The sequence below is a fragment of the Bacillus sp. K7 genome (assembly GCF_053903245.1).
Genome location: NZ_CP096406.1, coordinates 1,664,079 through 1,686,421, shown reverse-complemented (window position 1 = coordinate 1,686,421; position 22,343 = coordinate 1,664,079). Strand labels below are relative to the sequence as shown.

Genomic DNA, 22,343 nt, shown 5'->3' with positions numbered 1-22,343 from the left:
CCCTACATTTGCATTCTCATAATCTCCTGATAGGCTTCCACAGCTTTATTGCGGAACTCTGTTGCAGCAGTTAGTGAGACGCTTGCTTTTTGAGCGGCGATCATGACCTCATCTAAATTCACATCTTTTCCTGCAGCCAAGGCATTAGTCATGTTGTCAGAAGCTACTTGGGAATCATTTAACGAACTAATAGAGTTTTTTAAAAGCTCCGAAAAGCTTGTTTGATTTGAAGAATCTGTTTTTTGGCTATTGTTTATTTGATTTGTTGCATTTTGAGTGTTTTGAGTATTTTGAACCTGAAAAGGAGAAATTGCATTAATCACGTTCGTTCACCTTACCTTCCGATTTCTAACGCCTTCATCAGCATTCCTTTTGTGGCATTCATTGCTGTGACATTCGCCTCATATGATCTTGTGCTGCTGACAAGGTCAACCATTTCTTTCAATGGGTCAACATTAGGCTTTTGTACATATCCTTCAGCGTTGGCATCAGGGTTTGTCGGATCGTAGACAAGATTAAAATCCGAACCATCTTCTGTGATTTTAGAAACCTTTACACCGTTTCCAGCATTACCGCTTCCGCTCATTTGAGAATTGAGAATGGAAGAGAACGATTCACCTTTTGACTGAAGAGAAACCATCTTTCTTCTGTAAGGCACCCACTCTCCATTTACCTGCTTAGCTCTTGTCGTATCTATATTAGCCAAGTTAGATGATACAACGTCCATCCTGACACGCTGAGCTGTTAAAGCTGATGCTGAAACATTTAAGCTGTGAAAAGCTGTCATTATTTCCCTCCTGTTAATACGGTCTTCAGCGAATTAAATTTACCGTTCATTCTTTGAACTAAAGCTTGATAGTTGATTTGGTTTTGCGCCAATTCTGTCATTTCTTTGTCGACATCAACATTGTTTCCGTTTTGCTGGTACGATGTATCCGCGCTCGTTACAATTGAATAATTCGAATCAGTATCAGAAAAATCAACATGACGATAGTCTGTTTTTGTCGCTTCAAGACGCGAGGATTCTTGATTCAATAAATTTTGGAAAGAGACTTTTTTTGCCTTATAGTTCGGTGTATCTATATTGGCGATATTATTAGTTATGACTTTTTGCTTAATATTCGCTCTGCTCAAGGCATTTTCAAGATTTTGTATCGTTCCAGAAAATAAGCTCAAATCCACTTACCTCCATTTCAGTTTTTTTCAACCTCAATATCCTTGTCGAGAATTGTAAAACTATATGCTTATTGTAAGAAATAACAGGCATAAAGTCTATGAAGTTCGTGTAAAAAAATGTCCTCACAATTATCTATTTTGCAACTAGGTATATAGTCCTAGATTATTAGAACTATGTTTTTCACCTTGATATAAGCCTGAAAATAGCAGAATTTCTGTTTTTTCGACATTTTTCTCAACTTTTTTAAGCCATTTTTATGGGAATTGTTAGATTTATTAAAAATATGACAAAGAAAGACTTTCAACCCAGGAAATAAAGCTTATCAATTTCCTTTATTTGAGTATAAAAAAAGAACCCCTTTAAAGGAGTTCTTTTTCGATGATTAATGAGATTTTAAATTTTCTAATTCAATTAGGAATTTGTTGTTAAGGACTTTAATATAAGTCCCTTTCATTCCTAATGATCTTGACTCGATGACACCGGCGCTTTCCAGCTTTCTCAGTGCGTTAACAATAACAGAACGGGTAATGCCGACGCGGTCTGCGATTTTACTTGCAACGAGCAGGCCTTCGTTTCCGTCAAGCTCTTCAAAAATGTGCTCAATCGCTTCAAGCTCACTATAAGAAAGAGAGCTGATGGCCATTTGTACGACAGCTTTGCTTCTTGCTTCCTCTTCGATTTCTTCTGCTTTTTCTCGCAAGATTTCCATTCCGACAACAGTTGCACCGTATTCTGCGAGAATTAAATCATCGTCATGAAATTGATCCTGTAAACGTGAAAGAATGAGCGTTCCTAATCTTTCTCCGCCTCCGATGATCGGTACGATTGTTGTTAAGCCAGCCTGGAACAGGTCTCTGTTCTCAACAGGGAAAGCGGTATATTCACTATTAATATCCAAGTTAGAAGATGTTTCAGGCACATTAAACAGATTTTTTGTATACTCTTCAGGGAATTGACGATCCTCAAGCATTTTTTTCATACGATCATTTTCGATTTGCTGGTTAATAGAATATCCAAGGAGTTTGCCTCTGCGGCTTACAACGAAAATATTGGAATCGATTACGTCCCGCAGCGTCTCCGCCATTTCCTTGAAGTTCACCGGTTTCCCTGCCGCAGCTTGCAGCATGGAGTTAATAATTCTTGTTTTTTGTAATAAAGCCATGATAAATAATCCTCCTAAATATTCCTCATATTAAATTTTTCACAATATAAATTGACTTAAATCTTTGTTTTTGGCTATCGTTCCGAGCTTATCTTCGACATACTGCGGTGTAATTGTTATTTTCTCCATTGTTACATCAGGAGCTTCAAACGACAGGTCTTCTAATAGGCGTTCAAGTATTGTATGAAGGCGTCTCGCACCGATATTGTCTGTGTCCTGGTTCACATGATACGCTACTTCAGCAATCTTATGAATAGCTTCGTCAGAAAATTCAAGAGATATACCTTCTGTCTGCAATAATGCCTGATATTGTTTCAGCAGCGCATTATCCGGCTCCACTAAAATTCTCACAAAATCGTGAACCGTGAGTTTGCTCAGTTCTACACGAATCGGGAAACGCCCCTGCAGCTCAGGAATCAAATCAGATGGTTTGGCCATATGAAACGCTCCTGCTGCAATAAATAACACATGGTCTGTTTTCACCGAACCGTATTTAGTGACAACGGTAGAACCCTCTACGATTGGGAGGATATCCCGCTGAACACCTTCTCTTGATACATCGGCAGAGGATGACGCGCCGCCGTTTTTTGCAATTTTATCAATCTCGTCGATAAAGATAATTCCGCTCTCTTCTGCTCTCTGAACAGCTTCCTGGCCGACTTCATCCATATCGATAAGCTTACTTGCTTCTTCATTCGTCAGGACTTTTCTCGCTTCTCTGACTGTCATTTTACGCCGTTTCTTCTTCTTTGGCATTAATCCGCTTAGCGCGTCCTGCATATTCATGCCCATCTGCTCCATACCCGAGCCCTGCAGCATGTCAAACATAGAAGGCTGCTGTTCTTCGACTTCTACTGTTACATAGTGGTCTTCTAGCTCTCCTAAAGCCAGCTGATGCGCCATGCGCTTTCTTTTTTCTTCAATGTTTGCTTCTTCCTGGCTCTCCGCTTCATCTTCGCCACTTGGCTGGTTGCCGCCAAAAAACATTTCAAACGGATTTTTAACGCCAGATTGTTTTTTCTTTCCAGGAACTAGCAGGCGTACAATGCGCTTATTTGCATTCTCTTCAGCCTGATCCTTTACTTCATTGATTTTTTCTTCTTTTATAAGCCGAACAGAAGTCTCCACAAGGTCTCTGACCATTGATTCAACATCTCTGCCTACATAGCCGACTTCGGTAAATTTTGTTGCTTCAATTTTGATAAATGGCGCACCTGAGAGCTTGGCGATTCGTCTGGCAATTTCAGTTTTTCCAACGCCGGTAGGCCCCATCATTAAAATGTTTTTCGGAACGACTTCATCCTTCAATTTTTCATCTAGAAGACTTCTTCTATAGCGGTTTCTTAATGCCACGGCGACAGCTTTTTTCGCGTTTTGCTGACCGACAATATATTGGTCTAACCGATCTACAATCTGCCTTGGTGTTAACGGTTTATTTTCCATGCGCCTCAAGTCCTTTCTATTCAAGTTCTTCCAGTATGATTTGATCGTTCGTGTAAACACAAATTTCGCCCGCTGTTTCTAACGCGGCTCTGGCAATTTCACTTGCAGACATATTTTCACCGGCATGTTTTTTCAAAGCTCTCCCGGCCGCTAAAGCGTAATTGCCTCCTGATCCAATCGCGAGAATGCCGTCATCTGGTTCGATTACCTCGCCTGTTCCCGATACAAGCAGCAAAGTATCCTGGTTCATAACGATTAGCATGGCTTCAAGCTTTCTAAGCACTTTATCGCTGCGCCATTCCTTTGCAAGCTCAACAGCGGCTCGTTTTAAGTTGCCATTATACTCTTCAAGTTTAGCTTCAAACTTTTCAAATAAAGTGAAAGCGTCTGCAACAGATCCCGCAAACCCAGCAAGAACCTTGCCGTTAAACAGTTTTCTCACTTTTCTTGCAGTGTGTTTCATGACAACAGCCTGACCGAATGTTACTTGGCCGTCTCCGGACATAGCACTTCGTCCCTTATGCTGCACGGCAAATATTGTGGTCGCATGAAAAGATGACATAAGAGGCCTCCTTTAATTTTTCTTAAAAGCTCTTGGATGGTGAGACATATATGTGTTTCTCAACATTTCCTTCGAAACGTGCGTGTATATCTGTGTCGAAGACAGATTGGAATGCCCGAGCAGCTCTTGAACGCTTCTCAAATCTGCTCCTTCGTTTAACAGATGAGTGGCGAACGTATGTCGAAGCATATGCGGATGGATATGTAAAGTACCGGACGCTTTTTGAACCAGCCCGCTTAAAATATGCCTGATGCCTCGGGCTGTAAGCGGTCCGCCTCTTTGATTCACGAATAATAGATCATGAGGTTCTTTTGCTTTCATCAGCAAGCACTGTCTTCCGCTATTCATATATAACTTCAACGCTTCGCGGGCGTAAGACCCAAAGGGGATATAGCGTTGCTTCTTGCCCTTACCGTGAACAAGCACAGTGTCCATAAATAAATCAACATTGTTAACAGTTATCGAACAGCATTCACTGACCCTCATTCCGGTGGCATAGAGAAGCTCCAACAACGCTTGATCCCTCATTCCGGCCGGCTGGCTTATATCTGAAACTTCAAACAGCTCCTCAAGCTCTTTTTGATATAGAAACTTCGGTATCCGTTTTTCTTGTTTCGGCAGATGAACAAGCTGAAACGGATTTTCTTCAACAAGCTTTTCCCGCATCAGAAACTTATAAAAGCTTCTTAATGCAGATATCTTTTTGCTTATCGTTCTTCTCGATAAACCTTTTTCATAGGCTTCAGTCAAAAAAATCCTAGTATCCTGATATGCAGCTTCTTCAAATCCATTTATACCTTGAACGCGCAGAAAAGTCTCGAATTCTTCAATTGAATCCACATAATTCACAATAGTATATTGTGAATAATTTTTTTCAATTTGTAAATATTCAACGAATAACTTTACGAAATTCTTAACATTCTCCATGCCTAAACCTCCCCAGAAAGGGCTTTTAAATGGTATCACAAATCGCGTTCAGGTTGCAATCAATACCTATATTGTTTTCGAAATTGTTTGAATTGTCTCAATTGCACGGTTCGCGTATTGTTCATTCCGCTCTTTTTTATTTTTAATTTTAACAGGCAATTCTTTCAAAAGCCCAAAGTTCGCATTCATCGGCTGAAAGTTCTTCTGGTTTGTTGTTGTAATATAGTGAGCCATACTGCCTATTGCTGTTTCCTGAGGGAAAGTGACCAGCTCTTCTCCTAGTACAAGTTTAGCCGCATTAATGCCTGCAATGAGTCCTGATGCAGCTGATTCCACGTACCCTTCTACACCCGTCATTTGGCCTGCAAAGAACAAATCAGTGCGGTTTTTAAATTGATAAGTCGGCTTTAACAGGCTTGGAGAGTTAATAAATGTATTTCTGTGCATTACGCCATATCTGACGATTTCTACATTTTCCAGCCCCGGAATCAATTTGAGAACTTCCTTTTGGTCTCCCCATTTTAAATGAGTCTGGAACCCTACAATATTATAGAGTGTCCCTGCAGCATCATCCTGTCTGAGCTGAACAACAGCATAAGGACGTTTTCCTGTAACAGGATGCTCTAATCCAACCGGCTTCATCGGTCCGAAAAGCATTGTTTTCTTTCCGCGTTTTGCCATTACTTCAATCGGCATGCATCCTTCAAAGAAAATTTCTTTTTCAAATTCTTTTAAAGGAACTGTTTCTGCTGATGTTAATGCTTCATGAAAACGGTCAAACTCTTCTTCTGTCATCGGGCAGTTTAAGTACGCCGCTTCACCTTTATCATAACGGGATTTCAAGTATACTTTATCCATATCAAGGCTGTCTTTTTCTACAATTGGCGCCGCTGCGTCATAAAAATATAAATAGTCTTCTCCTGTCAGCTCTTTCAGCTGGGCAGACAGCGATTCAGACGTTAACGGTCCTGTCGCGATAATTGTTGGACCTTCTGGAATTTCTGTCACTTCTTCATTCATAACGGTTACGTTCGGATGGTTTTTTACCCGATTTGTCACGCTTGCGGCAAATTCATGTCGGTCTACCGCGAGAGCACCGCCGGCAGGCACCGAACATTCGTCAGCAGCCGCGATGATTGCTGAGTCTAGCACCCGCATTTCTTCCTTTAATACACCGACAGCATTAGCAAGTGTGTTGGAGCGCAGAGAGTTGCTGCACACCAGTTCGGCAAATTTATCTGTATGGTGAGCAGGCGTTTGTTTAACAGGACGCATTTCATATAATTTGACTTGAATTCCCCGTTTAGCAAGCTGCCAAGCCGCTTCACTTCCTGCGAGTCCGGCTCCGATTACATTCACTGTTTGTTGGTTCATCTTTCACATCTCCTAGTTTATTATTCAAGGTCTTCTTTTAACACACAAAGAAGGTGAGCAAGACCCTGCTCACCGCTACTTCTGTGGTTCTTCCTTATAATCGCATTCCACGCATTGGACTTGTATGCCTTTTTTGAGTTTTTTCTCGACGAGCATTTTTCCGCATTTCGGGCATTTTCGTTCAATTGGTTTGTCCCAGGAAACGAATTCACATTCCGGATAACGGTCACAACCGTAAAAAATCCGTTTCTTTTTCGATTTTCGTTCAACAATATTTCCTTCACCGCAGCTCGGGCACTTCACGCCGATTTGTTTCACAATCGGTTTTGTATTCCGGCAGTCCGGGAAATTGGAGCAAGCTAAGAATTTACCGTATCGGCCCATTTTATATACCATTGGGGAACTGCACAGTTCACAATCTTCCCCTGCGTATTCAGGCTCGATTTCAACTTCTTTCATTTCCGCTTCAGCTTTTTTCACGCGTTTTTCAAAATCGGCGTAGAAGTTATCAATAATCTTAACCCATTCGGTATCGCCTTCTTCAACATAATCAAGGTCTTTTTCCATTTTCGCTGTAAATTCAACGTTAATGATTTCAGGGAAAAATTCCATCATCGAGTCTAATACAATTTGCCCCAGTTCTGTTGGAACAAAACGTTTATTATCCAAAGACACGTAGCCGCGCCGCTGAATGGTATCAAGCGTCGGAGCATATGTGGAAGGACGGCCGATACCGAGTTCTTCCATGGTTTTCACGAGCCTTGCTTCTGTATATCGCGGAGGAGGCTGGGTAAAATGCTGCTCCGGTTCTATATCTTTTGATAATACTGTGTCGCCTTCTTTTAAGTCAGGCAACATCCGGTTTTTTTCTTCCGTTTGGTCGTCTTTTCCTTCAACATACACCTTCATAAACCCGGAAAACTTGACTTTACTTCCATTTGCGCGAAATGTCAAACCATTGTTCCCCAGGTCGACACTCATTGTGTCGAGAACTGCAGGTGCCATTTGGCTGGCAACAAAGCGTTCCCAAATTAATTTATACAATCTCATCTGATCTCTGCCGAGTACTGCTTTTAATTCACTAGGTTTTCTGAGAACTGATGTCGGACGGATGGCTTCGTGGGCATCCTGAGCATTTTCATTCTTTTTCGCAGGTTTTCGTTTGCCGCCTAAAAACTCTTTGCCGTATGCCTGATCAATAAATGCAGCAGCTTCATCAACCGCCGTATTTGAAATGCGGGTTGAATCCGTTCTCATATATGTGATCAAACCGACTGTTCCTTCTCTTCCAAGATCGATTCCTTCATATAATTGCTGTGCAATCATCATCGTTTTCTTCGCTCTGAAATTGAGTTTGCGAGCCGCTTCCTGCTGCAGGGTGGAAGTGGTAAAAGGCAAGGCCGGATTACGTTTCCGTTCCTTTTTCGTTACTTTTTCAACTGTATATTTATTGCCTTTGAGCTGAGAAAGAATGTCTTTTACGTCTGCTTCACTATTTAATGGAAGTTTTTTGCCGTTTTTTCCGAAAAAGCCCGCCTCGAACGATTCCTTTCCTTTTAAAAACGTACCGCCTATTGTCCAATATTCCTCCGGCTTAAAGTCGTTAATTTCCTTTTCACGGTCAATAATCAAACGGAGGGCAACGGATTGGACGCGGCCTGCGCTAAGTCCTTTCTTGACTTTTTTCCATAGAATAGGACTGATTTTATATCCTACAAGCCTGTCTAAAACACGTCTCGCCTGCTGTGCATCCACTAAATCCATATTGATCATGCGGGGATGCTTAAACGATTCCTTAATGGCGTCTTTTGTAATTTCGTTAAACACCACCCGGCAGTCTGAATCGAGATCTAAATCAAGGCTGTGCGCCAAGTGCCATGCAATCGCTTCCCCTTCTCTGTCGGGGTCGGCCGCGAGATAGACTTTTTTCGCTTTTTTCGCAGCCGTTTTCAGCTCTTTTAATACCGGGCCTTTGCCTCGAATGGTAATATATTTCGGCTCGAAATTCTGTTCTATGTCAACTCCCATTTGACTTTTTGGGAGATCCCGGACATGTCCCATTGATGCTTTCACTTTATATTTTTTACCTAAGTAACGTTCAATCGTTTTCGCCTTAGCAGGCGATTCCACGATGACTAGATAATCAGACATTTTCATCCCCCTCAAGAGGTGTTCTCTCTCTTTTCAAGTATTTCAATCTTATTTTTACTGCTGTCTTTATTTGGCTTCCAACATTTCATTCTTTATGATGAACATTATTATTTAAATAGAAAACAATATGCAACTTCAAATCCTCACTATTATTAAATATTACAACGCCATTTGTCAAACGATAATTCAAAAGGGTTCCGTATATTGAACGTTTCTCTCAGGAAGCTCCTCGAAAATATCCTCTGCTGACCATATGGCTTTAGCCCCCTGCTGGATCAGTTTTATAGGACCTCCGGCGTAAGGATCAAATAATGAACCGGGTACGGCAAAAACTTCTCTCCCTTGTTCCAGTGCTTGATATGCAGTAATCAGAGAACCGCTTTTTTCTTTGCCCTGCACGACAATAACGCCTTCACTTAATCCGCTGATGATACGATTTCTCATAGGAAAATGCCATTTTTGGGGTTTCGTTTCAGGTGGATGCTCTGACAGAAGGATATGGTGTTTCGCCATGTGATCTGCTAACTGAAGGTTTTCGCGGGGATAAATGTGTTGAAATCCCCCTGCAATAACGCCGATTGTCCGCCCCTTCGCCTTAATGCTTGCCGCATGGGACATTCCGTCTATCCCAGACGCCAGCCCGCTGACAATCACCCACTCTTTGCGGCAAAGCTCTTTTGTAAGGTGGTTAACAACATGTATCCCATAAGCTGTTGGATTTCTTGTCCCTACAATTCCAATTTTCCTCCCTTGAGAAAGAAGGGCCATATCACCCTTTGCAAACAGGACGGCGGGGGGATCATAAATCGTTTTCAGCCAGAAAGGATATTGTTTAGAAGAAATCGGGATGGGGATAATGCCTTGCCCACGGTAAGCAGCAAGTACACGCTGAAGCTTTGGATAATGTTCTTCAATTTTGTTCTTTAATGCAGTTGCCTTTTCTTTATCGCGAGTAACAGTTTCTAAAACAGGTGATGTCAGCGACATAGATGCATCGGCTTTCCACCATTTTAATAGAAGAGATGGGGATAATAGTTGATTGATTCTGCAGATCATTAAACAGGCAGCGGCCTGATCCAATATATTGACCTCCTTTTTGACAGAAAAAGCAGGAACAGCCTTGGCGGCTGTCCCTTTTTATTAATGCGTTTTGCAAGTCTCGAACAAGTTTTTCTCTTTCAGCACCTTAATTAAGGTTTCACCCATTACAGAAGGTGTCTCTGCAACTTCGATACCGCATGCATTAAGGGTTTTGATTTTTTCATCAGCTGTACCTTTTCCGCCGGAAATAATGGCGCCGGCATGCCCCATGCGCTTCCCTGGCGGTGCTGTTTTACCACCGATAAAACCGACTACCGGTTTTGTCATGTTGGCTTTTACCCACTCTGCCGCTTCCTCTTCGGCAGTACCGCCGATTTCACCGATCATAATGACAGCATGTGTATCAGGATCTTCGTTAAACGCTTTTAAAACATCGATAAAATTTGTTCCATTTACAGGGTCGCCGCCGATTCCGACAGCTGTAGATTGTCCTACACCTGCTTCTGAAAGCTGATGCACCGCTTCGTATGTTAATGTTCCTGAACGCGATACAACGCCTACATGGCCTTTTTTATGGATATATCCAGGCATAATGCCGATTTTACATTCTTCAGGCGTGATGACACCAGGGCAGTTCGGCCCTATCAATCTCGTTTTCTTGCCTTCCATAAAGCGTTTGACCTTTACCATATCCAGAACCGGGATATGTTCAGTGATGCAGATCACAAGATCAAGCTCCGCATCTACCGCTTCCATAATCGCATCAGCTGCAAACGGTGCCGGCACATAAATAACAGACGCGTTAGCACCGGTCGTTTGAACTGCGTCAGCCACCGTATTAAATACAGGAACACCTTCCGCTTCAGTCCCGCCTTTTCCAGGTGTTACACCGCCTACGATATTTGTGCCGTATTCGAGCATCTGTTTCGTATGAAATAAAGCGGTAGAACCTGTAATTCCTTGCACAATAACTCTTGTATCTTTATTAATAAAAACACTCATTATCTGGTCCCCTGCCTTTCATTCTTTCCTAAACTAAGGATACGATTTTCTGCGCGCCGTCAGCCATGGATTCCGCAGATGTAATATTTAATCCTGATTCACTAAGGATTTTCTTCCCTAGATCCACGTTTGTGCCTTCTAGACGGACGACAAGCGGCAATGTTAAACCGACTTGTCTTGTCGCTTCAACAACCCCTTCTGCGATGACATCACATTTCATAATGCCGCCGAAAATGTTGACAAAAATCCCTTTAACGTTTTGATCTGAAAGAATGATTTTAAATGCTTCCGTGACTTTTTCCGCGGTTGCACCGCCCCCCACATCAAGGAAGTTGGCCGGTTCTCCTCCGTAATGCTTGATAATATCCATTGTTGACATCGCAAGTCCCGCGCCGTTAACCATACAGCCGATATTTCCATCAAGGGAAATGTAGCTTAGATCATATTTGGACGCTTCGATTTCTTTCGGATCTTCCTCATCCAAATCTCTGTATTCCATAATGTCCTTTTGTCTATACAACGCATTGCTGTCGAAATTCAATTTCGCATCAAGCGCCATCACATTTCCGTCGCCGGTAACAACGAGCGGGTTGATTTCAGCGATTGAGCAGTCTTTTTCAACAAACGCTTTATATAGTCCAAGCATAAATTTAGCAGCTTTTCCCACGAGCTCTTTTGGAATATTAATAGCGAATGCGATTTCTCTGGCTTGATAGCCTTGGAGGCCGACAGCCGGATCAATAACAGCTTTTATGATTTTTTCCGGTGTTTTTTCCGCAACTTCTTCGATTTCTGTTCCGCCTTCTTCAGAAGCCATCAGAACGATTCTGGAAGTGGCGCGGTCAAGCACAAGACCCACGTAGTATTCTTTTTTAATATCGCAGCCTTCTTCAATAAGTAAGCGTTTTATTACTTGGCCGTCCGGACCGGTCTGATGTGTTACTAGAGTCTTCCCTAAGAGTTCTTCGGCATACGCTTTCACATCGTCTAATGATTTTGCTATTTTTACCCCACCAGCTTTGCCTCGACCGCCAGCATGAATTTGAGCCTTTACGACATAAACCGAGCTGGATAAGTTCTTTGCTTTCTCAACTGCTTCTTCTGCTGTAAAAGCCACTTTACCTTCAGGAACAGATACCCCATATTTTCTGAGGACTTCTTTTCCCTGGTATTCATGGATATTCATTTCCCATCCTCCTAACTTATGTAACAAAACTAAAATAGACTGCGCTTTCATTCTATAATAATACTGGAAGAATTGTCTAGAGTTCGATGCAAAATCTTTAAATCCTTCTAAACATTCAAACTTTTATTTTATTAAAAACATAAAATTTCAACAGAGGATGGGGAATATTATTGTTATTTTTTGTTTTTTACGCTTTCGTCCAATCTGTAAATGAATGAAAAAATCTCGGCTACCGTTTCGTAAAGAGCTTCCGGGATTTGATCATCTACAGTCAAATGGCGCATTAATTCGACAAGGGTCCGATCTTCTTGTATCGGAACCCCTGCCTTTTTTGCTTCTTTGATAATGTTGTCGGCTACATGGCCTTTCCCTGTCGCAACCACTCTCGGCGCCTTGTCTTTTTGTTCGTCATAATGGAGAGCCATAGCTTTTCTGGCTGGCATCTGCTCTTTCATATTTTCACATCCACTTCCCGGTCACTGATGCTTGTTACATATTGGTCAATTGCAGCCTTCTCTTCGGTGTGAATTCTTTTTTTAGCGTTCACCCCTGAAAGGCTGTACCCCATTTCCATAAGACCCTGTTTAAGTGCAGGCACCATCGGATCGATCGCAGCCTGAAGGTCAAATTCAGTCTCAATTGTAATAGTCATGACTTTTTGCTGTATCAAGCAATCAACAACCGTTTCTTTTAACGTATCCAGCTGCAGCAAAAACAAAAGGCGGCAATGGGAAGGATCAAGCTTTCCATCGGCTTCTTTCTTGCCTTTGAACAGAACTGTCATATCCTGAACGCCTGACTTCGAAAATAGCGGAAATGACAGCACAATTTGGCTGTATGACGGGTGATGCTGCTGCATGAAAAGCTGGCCGTTTAATTTGTGAAAAAGCTGATCGGCTTCCTGTTTGATAGGTTCCGCTACCTCATGCGACCCTCTTGCGGCCTGAAGAGCCAGCTTGATGGATTGTATTTCATCAGGAGGGGCCGCGGCGCTCCCTTGTTCAAACGCTTTAATGAATGCAAGCTCGTCCCTTGCGCCGATTGCCATTTTCACTTTGGCCAAGAAAGAAAGAACATCTGCCTTATCGGCCAGACTAGGTGCAGTTTGCTGAACAGCCTTTAAAAAGACTTCGGCTTCCTGATCTGTGACTTGTGCAGCCTGTAAAACAGCTGAAGCGGCAGGTGACGGTGACTTACTGTCCCCCGATAAAGCAGCCGCCTTCAGCCAATTTGCTGCTTCTTTTACAAGTTGAAGATTGTTTTTTTCTGCAGATTCCGTCAGCTTTGTCAGCAGCTGCCGGGCTTCTTTCATCGGAATGTCCGCTACGGTTTTAGCGGGCGCTTCTTGTATGTTTCTCTGTTCCGCTGGATGGTTTACAGGCGGCAAGCCGGCCTTTTCGAGAGAGCCGGATGGTGCGCTAAGCTCCCTGTTTCCGGCTGTAGTGCCTGAAGAAGGCGCTTTGGTATTGTCCGTTATAGAGACAAGCTTATCGATCAGACGTTCTGCATGGACATCGACTTCACTATTAAAAAGCATTGTAATAGCTTCTTTTAGCTTTGTCATCATTTGGCTCTGCTGAGGATTTTGATTGATAGCCTGAAGCAGCTTGGATACGTGCTGATGGAGCGGAACAGGCGATTTCACAGCATGTATGCCGCTCAAAACCTCGGGGTGAATGGGTAATTCACGTTTTAAAGCGAACAAGACCGTTTCAATCGCTTTTTTTGTATCTGACGCAGGCAGTGTATCCATCCAGCGAACAGCTGTTTTAATATCATTTTCTGTTACCGGTGTTTTGCTCTTCAGCATCGCTCCTGCCATCATTAGAGCAGCGTTTGTCTGCTTTACCGATATGGCATTCAGAAGCTTTCCAGCGGCTTCCTGAATGGTTTTGGGATGTTGGTCAAAGCTTTGAACGACCTGAAGACGGCCTGTTTGTTCTGACGTTTTTTTTTCGTAGGAAAACCAATAGTACGCCTGAGGACGAAGCTGAGTTTCAAGTTTTCCCTGGACAGTTTGATTGCCGACTTGGATCAATGCATGCTGATCGCCTAATAAACGAAGGACTTTTCCTAAAAGAAGGCGCTTCTCCCCGTTTTGCGCTTCGCTGACATTTGATGATTCCTGCGGGACTGCTGTATGTTTAAAAAGGTGCTGCAGCGCCTTTTGCATATCATTTCTTATATTCATTTACAAGAGGTGCCTCCTTGTCCATTGATTTATCTGGCAGATTGAACAGGAGCGAAAGTTTTGCGGTGCAATTCAGTCGGGCCGTATGCGGCGAGAGCTTCGAGATGCTCTTTTGTCCCATAGCCTTTATTTTTTTCAAAGCCGTACATAGGATAGGTTTTGGCATAGGCGCTCATCATCCGGTCTCTTGTCACTTTCGCGATGCACGCACCTGCCGCAATAGACACGCTTTTGGCATCGCCTTTTATAATTGACGACTGGTCTATGCCGATCGGTAGCGTCATTGCGTCAACAAGCAAATAATCAGGTGTATCTGACAAATCGTGTATCGCTTTCACCATTGCTACTTTTGAAGCTTCATATATATTGATTTCATCAATGACAGAGGCTTCTACAATTCCTATTCCGACCGCCAGTGCTTCTTTCATAATAAGCTCGTAATATTCGTCACGCTTTTTTTCTGAAAGCTTTTTGGAGTCTGTCAGCCCAAGTATTTCACATTCCTCTGGAAGAATGACTGCGCTGGCGACAACGGGTCCCGCCAATGGACCCCGGCCGACCTCGTCTACACCTGCGATCAAGCGAAATCCTTTGTTTCTTGCCAGCCTTTCAAAGGAAGTCATATTCAGCCATTGTTCTTTCAACGCTTTTTCTTTCGCCTGCTTTTTAAGCCATTGCTCTACAAGCGTTTGAACGCTCTTTCTCGGGTCGTTTTCGCATAGGGTGAGAAATGGGTCCTGCTCATCCTTCACTTCCTGCAAACGGTCTTTAATGTCCTTTACGGTTAATGTATTCACTTTCTCTTCTCCCTTACTGTATGTATCGGTTCGGTCAGGCAAAAATAAAGACCCGCATTTCTGCGCGCCTTTACTTAGCGGGCTGTTCAAATGACAGCCTGCCGAACTTTTCAGTGCGGATATCGCGAATGATGACTTCAGTCGTCTTATCGTAGTTAATAAGCCCTCCGCTCATGAGACAGCCGCGCTTTTCACCTATTGCATCAAACAGCTCCGCAATGTCCTCTGGGATTTCCTCAAGGCCGTAACGCTCTTTAAGCCGTTCAGGATAGTGTTCTTCGAGAAAACGAAGACCAAACACGGCCACATCCTGCAGATTGATAATTGTGTCTTTAATAGCGCCGGTGACTGCCAGCCTCAAGCCGACAAGCTCGTCTTCAAATTTAGGCCATAAAATCCCCGGTGTATCTAAGAGCTCTAATTCCTTCCCGACTTTAACCCACTGCTGAGATGTCGTAATGCCAGGTCTGTCTCCCGTTTTTGCTATGTTTTTCTTTGCCAGCCGGTTGATAAGCGTTGATTTCCCGACGTTTGGAATGCCGATAATCAAAGCGCGAATTGCTCTAGGCTTCACACCTTTGGCTCTCATCCGGTCAAATTTTTGTTGGAGGATCTCTTTTGACACAGGCACAATTTGATTTAAGCCTTGTCCGTTTACAGAATTTATGGATAAAGAGCGGATCCCTTCCTTTTCAAAGTGCTCTTTCCATTGCTGTGTAACTGCCGCATCTGCTTTGTCAGCTTTGTTTAACAGCATAATTCTCGGTTTATTTTTTAGAATGTCTTCAATCATTGGGTTTCTTGATGACATCGGAATTCTGGCATCTACCAATTCATATACAATATCGATTAATTTTAATTTTTCGGTTACTTCCCTTCTTGCCTTGGCCATATGGCCCGGGAACCATTGAATTGTCATGTGACACGAACACCGCCTTTATCTCTTCAATATGCAAGATTCTTTGTTGTCCTTTATGTATTTTACGATGCCTGTCCGGCATTTTCAAATTGTGTATAAAAAAAGAGCTTGTTACAGGTAACAAGCTCTTTTCGTCGTTATCATTATCGTCTGATCTCTTTAATACGAGCCGCTTTTCCGCGAAGTTCACGCAGGTAGTAAAGCTTAGCACGGCGTACTTTACCGTAACGCACAACTTCGATTTTCGCGATTTTTGGTGTGTGTACAGGGAAAGTACGTTCAACACCAACACCGTAAGAAATCTTACGAACTGTGAACGTTTCGCTGATTCCACCACCACGACGCTTGATCACAACACCTTCAAAGATCTGGATACGCTCACGGTTACCCTCAACAACTTTAACGTGTACACGTAAAGTGTCACCAGGACGGAACGCAGGAAGATCAGTGCGAAGCTGTTCTTTTGTGATATCTTCAATTAGTTTTTGCATCGTTTTCAACTCCTTCCAACAGATGCTCTTGGCCACATAACCCGGCACAGCGGAACATCGTTTTCAAGCTTGCAGCGGATAAGCCCGCTTTAAGCCACAAGTAGTATCTTATCACAATTTCATAGTCTGTGCAATAAAATCTATTCTTTTTCCCATTCAGAAATCCATTTTCTTTGCTGGTCTGTAAGCGGATAGTCTTTCAGAAGATCCGGGCGTCTTACATAGGTTCTTCTGATTGATTCTTTATTCCGCCATTCTTTGATTTTTGCATGGTTTCCTGACAGAAGTGTTTCAGGCACCTTTAAACCTTTGTAATCTGCCGGTCTTGTATAATGCGGGTGCTCTAAGAGGCCGGTGCTGAATGAATCCTCAATATGGGAAGCCTCTTTGCCCAGCACACCCGGAAGCAGTCGTACCACACTGTCTGCAATCATCATTGCAGGGAGCTCGCCGCCGGTCAGGACAAAATCGCCAATGGATATTTCATCCGTTACCAAATGCTCGCGAATGCGTTCATCATAGCCTTCATAGTGGCCGCAAATGAACAGCAAATGCTCTTCCTTCGCTAATTGTTCGGCTTTGTTTTGGGTGAAACGCTCACCTTGCGGGCAAACGAGGATAATACGCGGAGCAGCGGCCGCCTTTGATGTCAGGTCCTCGACCGCGTCAAAAACAGGCTGAGGCTTGAGAACCATGCCTGCGCCGCCGCCATAAGGATAATCATCGACAGTATTGTGCTTGTTATCAGAATACTTTCGGAAATTTACGACCTGAAACTGCACCGCGTCTTTATCCTGCGCTTTTTGAAGAATCGATGAACCGAGCACACCTTCAAACATGTCGGGAAACAGCGTCAAAAAGTCGATTTTCATTCGTCTATTAATCCTTCCATGAGTTCAACCTCAATTTTCTTTTCGCTGACATCGATATGTTTGACCACTGATTCAATGTAAGGAATCAGCGCGTCTTTTTTTCCTTTTCGGCCGATGACCCACACGTCATTAGCTCCAGGCGTCAAAATTTCTTTTACCTTTCCGATTAGTTGGCCGTCCTCGGTAAATACTTCACACCCAATGATTTCGTGGAAATAAAATTCTCCCTCATCCAGCTCTCCTAAATCTTCTTCTGGAACTTTAATGATTGCGTTTTTCAGCTCTTCCACTTCATTCAGGCTTTGTCTTTCTTTAAACTGCAGCAGATGAAATTGTTTATGCAGTCTATGCGTATTTACCGTTACTTCAACGGGTTCGTTATGTCCGTCCCTAAACAAATACAGCGTGTTGCCCGGCTTGTACCGTTCCTCGGCAAAATCTGTTTTCGAAATCACCCGTACCTCGCCTTTAATTCCGTGGGTATTTACGATTTTACCTACATGAAACCATCGCTTTGTCATATGATCACCTCTGGCGAATTTCAATTACTTGTCCGTCTTTTATGACGATGGTGTTTGCTGCTGTTTTCTCATGCCAGTTATCTCCGGCTTCAATTGTCAGCAGCGCATCGACTTCCTTTTCTTTCATCTCACTGCCAAGCGGCAATGTATGTACTTGAGCAATTTGAAAATCGATTATTTTTATGTTATCTTTCCGCTTTTCTATTGCCTTTTTAAATTGTTCGATCATATCAGGGTTTTGCTGTTCTTTCTCATGTTTTCTTAGCTGAAAATAGAGTTGGCTGCATTCTCGTTCAAGCATTTGTTTCTTTTCGGCAAAAGAAGCTAAAAGCTTTTCCTTGCTGTGCTCGGTTAAGACTTGCATAACGGCTACACGGTGAATAATTTGCATCGCACCAAGCTCCCCGCTTTTAAAACTTTTTTGGCTCAGGCCTCTCTATTTTTCCTAAGCTTCTATCAGTTTACCCTTTTTTTGCGTGTAAAAAAAGGGGAGGTGCCGGCCCTCTCCCTTTTAGTCAAATATCTCAAATTGAACTTTCTTAGAAGACTGTGCGCCAGCTGCAAATACAGCTGTTCGAATCGCTTTTGCAGTCCGGCCTTGCTTTCCGATAACTTTACCGGTATCTGACTTATGGACAGATAAGCGCAGCGCAATCTTTTGATCGGTTTCTTCTCTTATGACGCGGATGTCATCTGGATGATCAACAAGCGGCGTCACAATTTGGACAATCAAATCTTCCAAGTGTCGATCAGTCATTACTTGCCTTGTTTAGCGTTGTGGAATTTTTCCATGATTCCTTGGCTAGAGAACAAGTTGCGAACTGTATCAGATGGTTTCGCTCCAGTTTGAAGCCATTTAAGAGCAAGCTCTTCGTCGATTTTTACTTCCGCTGGTTTTGCAACCGGGTTGTATGTTCCGACTGTTTCGATGAAACGGCCGTCACGCGGTGAACGAGAATCTGCTACAACAATACGATAGAAAGGAGATTTTTTTGCTCCCATACGTTTTAAACGAATTTTTACTGCCATTTTACTAGCACCTCCGAAAATATTTCAACAAGATAGTATATTAACAATGATAAAAGTGTTTGTAAAGTGTTTTTTCTTAACAACGGTTTTATCATGTATAACCGATTACATAAAAGGTAGCTTAAACCCTTTTTTCTTGCCTTTTGACATGTTTGTCATCTGCTTCATCATTTTTTTCATTTCGTCAAACTGCTTAAGCAGACGGTTGACTTCCTGAACGGATGTCCCGCTCCCTTTCGCAATCCGCTTCCGCCGGCTGGCATTAATGATATCCGGTTGTTCTTTTTCACGAACAGTCATCGATTTGATGATCGCTTCCACATGATTCAGCTGTTTTTCATCCACTTGGATGTTTTTCAGGCCTTTCATTTTGCCGGCACCTGGCATCATTTGCAGAAGCTCATCAAGAGGCCCCATGTTTCTGACCTGCCCGAGCTGCTCCAAAAAATCGTCCAATGTGAAGCTCATGGTTCTCATTTTTTGTTCCAGCTCTTTGGCCTTATCTTCATCGACGCTGGCTTGTGCTTTTTCAATTAATGTCAGCACATCGCCCATACCGAGAATCCTTGATGCCATGCGTTCAGGATGGAACGGTTCTAACGCATCAAGCTTTTCGCCTAGACCAGCGAACTTAATCGGCGTGTTTGTGACCGCGCGAATAGAAAGCGCAGCACCGCCGCGTGTGTCGCCATCAAGCTTAGTCAGCACAACACCGGTTAAACCGAGCTGTTCATTAAAGCTTTGGGCGACATTCACAGCGTCCTGTCCGGTCATTGAATCGACAACCAGGAAAATTTCTTCCGGATTCGCGATTTCCTTCACGCTGGTGAGTTCATCCATCAATTCATGGTCAATATGCAAGCGGCCTGCCGTATCCAAAATGACATAGTCATAATGTTCTTCCTTGGCTTTTTCAATAGCCTGTTTCGCTATTTCTACAGGACTGACCTGATCACCAAGTGAGAAAACCGGCATGTCAAGCTGTTTGCCGAGCGTTTCCAGCTGTTTAATAGCGGCCGGACGGTAAATATCGGCAGCAACCAGCATCGGTTTGCGATTATGCTTTTTGCGCAGCAGGTTCGCAAGCTTACCGCTTGTTGTCGTTTTACCGGCACCTTGTAGACCGACCATCATAATAACAGTCGGCGGCTTTTTTGCGGCGGCGATTTTGCTCTCTTCGCCGCCCATCAGCTCAGTCAGTTCCTCTTGAACAACTTTAATGACCTGCTGGCCGGGCGTCAGACTTTTCATGACGTCTTGGCCTACAGCGCGTTCACTTACTTTTTTGACAAAATCCTTGACTACTTTAAAGTTAACGTCAGCCTCAAGCAGCGCAAGACGAACCTCACGCATCATCTCTTTGACATCTTGTTCGCTGACTTTCCCTTTTCCGCGAATTTTGGAAATCGTCTGCTGCAGTCGGTCGGCTAATCCTTCAAATGCCATAGTTTGCCGCCTCCTAATCTAATTTCTCAAGCGCTTCAATCAGAGCTGTAATTTCTTCCTCTTCTATTGAACCGGAAGCAAGCTCCTTCAGCTTATTAAACATCTCTTTACGCTCCTGAAACTTTTTCAAAAGGAGCAGCTTTTCTTCATATTGTTCAAGCATCGCTTCTGTTCGTTTGATGTTATCATAAACAGCTTGTCTTGAAACCTCATATTCTTCGGCTATTTCGCCTAGGGAGAAATCGTCCAAATAATAAAGCGACATATAGCTCTTCTGTTTTGACGTCAACAACGACTGATAAAAATCAAACAGATAATTCATTCTCGTTGTCTTTTCAAGCGACATTTGAGCTCTCCCCTTTGTTAAGTCAAATCCCTTTACGATAACTTAGTTTACACGGTTTCATGAAGACTGTCAAGTTTTTATCTTGTCAAAGCAATGATTGCCTTTTTTCCAAAATACACTAAATATTATCCATTTTATTCCGATGTTATATATGAACCCTATTTTAAAGGAGGAGTTTATATGAAAAAAATCGGTTTATTGTTTACGCTATGCTTGGCAGCTGTGTTTACACTCATTGTCCCGGCACAGCAAGCAGACGCTGCTGAGGCGCCTTATAAGGCTTCGATCACAAATATCAGCACAGATGGAGGAGTTTACGGTAAAATCAATTACGGCCAAGGTCAATATTGGCGAGTGAAGTACAATATCACCGTAAGCGGCAAATTACTCGATCAAAACGGACAGCCAGTGCCAAACGCTCCAGTACGATTTGAGGCAGATACGAAAGTCGGAAACACAACAAAAACAGCTTCAGGAACAACCGATGAAAACGGAACATTTGAGGTTCCAATGTATTTGGGGCCAGCCGCTGGGTACTATACGTATTACACATCTGTTTCCGTTCATTACTACGACATCATCCCATTCAGAGTTTATTCAGAAGATGCGAGACTGGTATCCACAGATAACAGCCTTTATCATTTCGCCTATCAAGTGAGAAGATAATAAAGGAAAAAGGCCCTTTTTCGGGGGCCTTTTTTTCTTACTCATCGGCGTTTTCCACTAAATCTGAAAACAGGCCGTATACATACGATTCTGCGTTGAATTCCTGAAGATCATCCACTTTTTCACCTAATCCGACTAGTTTAACCGGAATATGGAGCTCGTTGCGGATCGCGAGAACGATCCCGCCTTTTGCCGTACCATCGAGCTTCGTTAAAGCAATACCCGTAACATTTGTTGCTTTAGAGAACTCTTTCGCCTGCGCCATCGCGTTTTGGCCGGTCGTGGCATCTAGGGCAAGCAGCACCTCATGCGGCGCTTCAGGCACTTCTCTCTCAATGACGCGCTTCACTTTTTCAAGCTCTTTCATCAGATTCACTTTGTTTTGAAGACGACCTGCCGTATCACAGATTAAAACATCAGCATTTCTTGCTTTGGCAGCATGGACAGCATCGTAGATAACAGCCGCGGGATCGCTTCCGGCCGTTTGCTTAATGACAGGCACTCCCGTACGCTCTCCCCATACTTCCAGCTGTTCAATAGCACCCGCTCTAAATGTGTCTCCGGCAGCAAGTACGACAGACTTTCCTTCTTGCTTTAATTTATGGGCAAGCTTTCCGATTGTTGTCGTTTTGCCGACTCCGTTTACACCTACGAGGAGGATTACATTTAAACGCCCATCCTGAATATTCAACTCAGAAATTTGCCCATCACCGCTATTATAAATGTCGACCAGCTTCTCGGAAATCACAGACTGGACTTCCGCCGGATCTTGAATATTTCTTCGTTTCACTTCTTTTTTCAGCTCATCTATTAATTCCATAACGGTTGTAAAGCCGACATCCGCGCCGATAAGAACCTCTTCAAGCTCTTCAAAGAAATCCTCATCCACTTTACGGTAACGGGATACAAGATCATTCACTTTGTTTTGAAAGGAGTTTCTTGTTTTTTCAAGGCCATCCTTAAACTTTTCAGATACGGAATCTGTTTGTTTTGTGATTTTCTCTTTTAATTTTTTAAAAAAGCTCATCTTTTACCCTCTT

Annotated in this window: 26 protein-coding genes; 1 reads left to right on the top strand and 25 read right to left on the bottom strand. The window is 43.0% G+C overall.

Annotated features, from left to right (window positions below; translation table 11 throughout):
- Nucleotides 1–2: 2 nt before the first annotated feature.
- From fliE to M1D98_RS08445, 24 genes are all read right to left on the bottom strand, one after another.
- Entirely contained in the window at nt 3–323 is a 321-nt protein-coding gene (gene fliE / locus M1D98_RS08560) for a flagellar hook-basal body complex protein FliE (RefSeq protein ID WP_010331103.1), read from the bottom strand.
- Nucleotides 324–334: 11 nt separating this feature from the next.
- A complete protein-coding gene (gene flgC, locus M1D98_RS08555; RefSeq protein ID WP_010331104.1) occupies nt 335–787 on the bottom strand; it encodes a flagellar basal body rod protein FlgC in 453 nt (150 codons plus the stop codon).
- On the bottom strand, nt 787–1,176 hold the full coding sequence (gene flgB, locus M1D98_RS08550) for a flagellar basal body rod protein FlgB (RefSeq protein WP_010331105.1): 390 nt from the start codon (nt 1,174–1,176) through the stop codon (nt 787–789). The genes flgC and flgB overlap by 1 nt, the downstream gene beginning before the upstream one ends.
- 383 nt (nt 1,177–1,559) lie before the next feature.
- Entirely contained in the window at nt 1,560–2,339 is a 780-nt protein-coding gene (gene codY, locus M1D98_RS08545) for a GTP-sensing pleiotropic transcriptional regulator CodY (protein ID WP_003238551.1), read from the bottom strand.
- A gap of 39 nt (nt 2,340–2,378) precedes the next feature.
- Nucleotides 2,379–3,782, bottom strand: a complete 1,404-nt coding sequence (hslU, locus tag M1D98_RS08540) for an HslU--HslV peptidase ATPase subunit (RefSeq protein WP_010331107.1) — start codon at nt 3,780–3,782, stop codon at nt 2,379–2,381.
- 16 nt (nt 3,783–3,798) lie between these two features.
- Nucleotides 3,799–4,344 (bottom strand): ATP-dependent protease subunit ClpQ, encoded by a 546-nt coding sequence (clpQ, locus tag M1D98_RS08535; RefSeq protein ID WP_010331108.1) that lies wholly within the window; start codon nt 4,342–4,344, stop codon nt 3,799–3,801.
- A gap of 12 nt (nt 4,345–4,356) precedes the next feature.
- Complete coding sequence (gene xerC, locus M1D98_RS08530; RefSeq protein ID WP_010331109.1) at nt 4,357–5,271, bottom strand: tyrosine recombinase XerC; 915 nt, start codon at nt 5,269–5,271, stop codon at nt 4,357–4,359.
- Nucleotides 5,272–5,337: 66 nt separating this feature from the next.
- Nucleotides 5,338–6,645 carry an FADH(2)-oxidizing methylenetetrahydrofolate--tRNA-(uracil(54)-C(5))-methyltransferase TrmFO gene (gene trmFO / locus M1D98_RS08525; RefSeq protein WP_010331110.1) on the bottom strand — a complete coding sequence of 436 codons (1,308 nt, stop codon included), beginning with the start codon at nt 6,643–6,645 and terminating at the stop codon, nt 5,338–5,340.
- A gap of 75 nt (nt 6,646–6,720) precedes the next feature.
- Nucleotides 6,721–8,796 carry a type I DNA topoisomerase gene (gene topA / locus M1D98_RS08520; protein WP_010331111.1) on the bottom strand — a complete coding sequence of 692 codons (2,076 nt, stop codon included), beginning with the start codon at nt 8,794–8,796 and terminating at the stop codon, nt 6,721–6,723.
- A gap of 186 nt (nt 8,797–8,982) precedes the next feature.
- Nucleotides 8,983–9,876 carry a DNA-processing protein DprA gene (gene dprA, locus M1D98_RS08515; protein ID WP_268528425.1) on the bottom strand — a complete coding sequence of 298 codons (894 nt, stop codon included), beginning with the start codon at nt 9,874–9,876 and terminating at the stop codon, nt 8,983–8,985.
- 60 nt (nt 9,877–9,936) lie between these two features.
- Nucleotides 9,937–10,839: a succinate--CoA ligase subunit alpha gene (gene sucD, locus M1D98_RS08510; RefSeq protein ID WP_121642564.1), complete on the bottom strand. Its 903-nt coding sequence runs from the start codon at nt 10,837–10,839 to the stop codon at nt 9,937–9,939.
- Between the two features lie 28 nt (nt 10,840–10,867).
- Nucleotides 10,868–12,025, bottom strand: coding sequence for an ADP-forming succinate--CoA ligase subunit beta (sucC, locus tag M1D98_RS08505; RefSeq protein WP_039073947.1), 1,158 nt, complete (start codon nt 12,023–12,025; stop codon nt 10,868–10,870).
- A 173-nt stretch (nt 12,026–12,198) separates the two neighbouring features.
- Complete coding sequence (locus M1D98_RS08500; protein WP_010331114.1) at nt 12,199–12,480, bottom strand: FlhB-like flagellar biosynthesis protein; 282 nt, start codon at nt 12,478–12,480, stop codon at nt 12,199–12,201.
- The gene (locus M1D98_RS08495; RefSeq protein ID WP_268559472.1) at nt 12,477–14,216 is read right to left on the bottom strand and encodes a hypothetical protein; all 1,740 of its coding nucleotides are present in this window, start codon (nt 14,214–14,216) and stop codon (nt 12,477–12,479) included. Before M1D98_RS08495 ends, M1D98_RS08500 begins: the two co-directional genes overlap by 4 nt.
- Nucleotides 14,217–14,245: 29 nt before the next feature.
- The gene (locus M1D98_RS08490; protein WP_121642562.1) at nt 14,246–15,013 is read right to left on the bottom strand and encodes a ribonuclease HII; all 768 of its coding nucleotides are present in this window, start codon (nt 15,011–15,013) and stop codon (nt 14,246–14,248) included.
- Nucleotides 15,014–15,083: 70 nt separating this feature from the next.
- Nucleotides 15,084–15,932 (bottom strand): ribosome biogenesis GTPase YlqF, encoded by an 849-nt coding sequence (gene ylqF, locus M1D98_RS08485; protein WP_039073945.1) that lies wholly within the window; start codon nt 15,930–15,932, stop codon nt 15,084–15,086.
- 143 nt (nt 15,933–16,075) lie between these two features.
- Complete coding sequence (gene rplS / locus M1D98_RS08480; RefSeq protein ID WP_003220825.1) at nt 16,076–16,423, bottom strand: 50S ribosomal protein L19; 348 nt, start codon at nt 16,421–16,423, stop codon at nt 16,076–16,078.
- Between the two features lie 140 nt (nt 16,424–16,563).
- Nucleotides 16,564–17,295, bottom strand: coding sequence for a tRNA (guanosine(37)-N1)-methyltransferase TrmD (trmD, locus tag M1D98_RS08475; RefSeq protein ID WP_010331116.1), 732 nt, complete (start codon nt 17,293–17,295; stop codon nt 16,564–16,566).
- On the bottom strand, nt 17,292–17,816 hold the full coding sequence (gene rimM / locus M1D98_RS08470; RefSeq protein ID WP_121642561.1) for a ribosome maturation factor RimM: 525 nt from the start codon (nt 17,814–17,816) through the stop codon (nt 17,292–17,294). Before rimM ends, trmD begins: the two co-directional genes overlap by 4 nt.
- Nucleotides 17,817–17,820: 4 nt before the next feature.
- The gene (locus tag M1D98_RS08465; RefSeq protein WP_010331118.1) at nt 17,821–18,207 is read right to left on the bottom strand and encodes a YlqD family protein; all 387 of its coding nucleotides are present in this window, start codon (nt 18,205–18,207) and stop codon (nt 17,821–17,823) included.
- Nucleotides 18,208–18,327: 120 nt separating this feature from the next.
- Nucleotides 18,328–18,573, bottom strand: a complete 246-nt coding sequence (locus tag M1D98_RS08460; protein ID WP_039073942.1) for a KH domain-containing protein — start codon at nt 18,571–18,573, stop codon at nt 18,328–18,330.
- Nucleotides 18,573–18,845, bottom strand: a complete 273-nt coding sequence (rpsP, locus tag M1D98_RS08455) for a 30S ribosomal protein S16 (RefSeq protein ID WP_003220815.1) — start codon at nt 18,843–18,845, stop codon at nt 18,573–18,575. Before rpsP ends, M1D98_RS08460 begins: the two co-directional genes overlap by 1 nt.
- Before the next feature lie 105 nt (nt 18,846–18,950).
- Entirely contained in the window at nt 18,951–20,291 is a 1,341-nt protein-coding gene (gene ffh / locus M1D98_RS08450) for a signal recognition particle protein (protein WP_010327872.1), read from the bottom strand.
- Nucleotides 20,292–20,304: 13 nt separating this feature from the next.
- On the bottom strand, nt 20,305–20,637 hold the full coding sequence (locus tag M1D98_RS08445) for a putative DNA-binding protein (protein ID WP_010327873.1): 333 nt from the start codon (nt 20,635–20,637) through the stop codon (nt 20,305–20,307).
- 180 nt (nt 20,638–20,817) lie between these two features.
- Here M1D98_RS08445 and M1D98_RS08440 point away from each other — a divergent pair, with 180 nt between their 5' ends.
- On the top strand, nt 20,818–21,303 hold the full coding sequence (locus tag M1D98_RS08440; RefSeq protein WP_435576682.1) for an Ig-like domain-containing protein: 486 nt from the start codon (nt 20,818–20,820) through the stop codon (nt 21,301–21,303).
- 37 nt (nt 21,304–21,340) lie between these two features.
- On the opposite strand, the gene ftsY is transcribed toward M1D98_RS08440, so the two are convergent.
- Nucleotides 21,341–22,330 carry a signal recognition particle-docking protein FtsY gene (gene ftsY, locus M1D98_RS08435; protein ID WP_268528439.1) on the bottom strand — a complete coding sequence of 330 codons (990 nt, stop codon included), beginning with the start codon at nt 22,328–22,330 and terminating at the stop codon, nt 21,341–21,343.
- Between the last annotated feature and the right edge of the window lie 13 nt (nt 22,331–22,343).

Coding starts and splice junctions, on each gene's coding strand:
- flgC (WP_010331104.1), bottom strand. CDS start 787: ATGACAGCTTTTCACAGCTTAAATGTTTCAGCATCAGCTTTAACAGCT.
- codY (WP_003238551.1), bottom strand. CDS start 2,339: ATGGCTTTATTACAAAAAACAAGAATTATTAACTCCATGCTGCAAGCT.
- hslU (WP_010331107.1), bottom strand. CDS start 3,782: ATGGAAAATAAACCGTTAACACCAAGGCAGATTGTAGATCGGTTAGAC.
- clpQ (WP_010331108.1), bottom strand. CDS start 4,344: ATGTCATCTTTTCATGCGACCACAATATTTGCCGTGCAGCATAAGGGA.
- xerC (WP_010331109.1), bottom strand. CDS start 5,271: ATGGAGAATGTTAAGAATTTCGTAAAGTTATTCGTTGAATATTTACAA.
- trmFO (WP_010331110.1), bottom strand. CDS start 6,645: ATGAACCAACAAACAGTGAATGTAATCGGAGCCGGACTCGCAGGAAGT.
- topA (WP_010331111.1), bottom strand. CDS start 8,796: ATGTCTGATTATCTAGTCATCGTGGAATCGCCTGCTAAGGCGAAAACG.
- sucD (WP_121642564.1), bottom strand. CDS start 10,839: ATGAGTGTTTTTATTAATAAAGATACAAGAGTTATTGTGCAAGGAATT.
- sucC (WP_039073947.1), bottom strand. CDS start 12,025: ATGAATATCCATGAATACCAGGGAAAAGAAGTCCTCAGAAAATATGGG.
- M1D98_RS08500 (WP_010331114.1), bottom strand. CDS start 12,480: ATGAAAGAGCAGATGCCAGCCAGAAAAGCTATGGCTCTCCATTATGAC.
- M1D98_RS08495 (WP_268559472.1), bottom strand. CDS start 14,216: ATGAATATAAGAAATGATATGCAAAAGGCGCTGCAGCACCTTTTTAAA.
- ylqF (WP_039073945.1), bottom strand. CDS start 15,932: ATGACAATTCAATGGTTCCCGGGCCATATGGCCAAGGCAAGAAGGGAA.
- rplS (WP_003220825.1), bottom strand. CDS start 16,423: ATGCAAAAACTAATTGAAGATATCACAAAAGAACAGCTTCGCACTGAT.
- trmD (WP_010331116.1), bottom strand. CDS start 17,295: ATGAAAATCGACTTTTTGACGCTGTTTCCCGACATGTTTGAAGGTGTG.
- rimM (WP_121642561.1), bottom strand. CDS start 17,816: ATGACAAAGCGATGGTTTCATGTAGGTAAAATCGTAAATACCCACGGA.
- M1D98_RS08465 (WP_010331118.1), bottom strand. CDS start 18,207: ATGCAAATTATTCACCGTGTAGCCGTTATGCAAGTCTTAACCGAGCAC.
- M1D98_RS08460 (WP_039073942.1), bottom strand. CDS start 18,573: ATGACTGATCGACACTTGGAAGATTTGATTGTCCAAATTGTGACGCCG.
- rpsP (WP_003220815.1), bottom strand. CDS start 18,845: ATGGCAGTAAAAATTCGTTTAAAACGTATGGGAGCAAAAAAATCTCCT.
- ffh (WP_010327872.1), bottom strand. CDS start 20,291: ATGGCATTTGAAGGATTAGCCGACCGACTGCAGCAGACGATTTCCAAA.
- M1D98_RS08445 (WP_010327873.1), bottom strand. CDS start 20,637: ATGTCGCTTGAAAAGACAACGAGAATGAATTATCTGTTTGATTTTTAT.
- M1D98_RS08440 (WP_435576682.1), top strand. CDS start 20,818: ATGAAAAAAATCGGTTTATTGTTTACGCTATGCTTGGCAGCTGTGTTT.
- ftsY (WP_268528439.1), bottom strand. CDS start 22,330: ATGAGCTTTTTTAAAAAATTAAAAGAGAAAATCACAAAACAAACAGAT.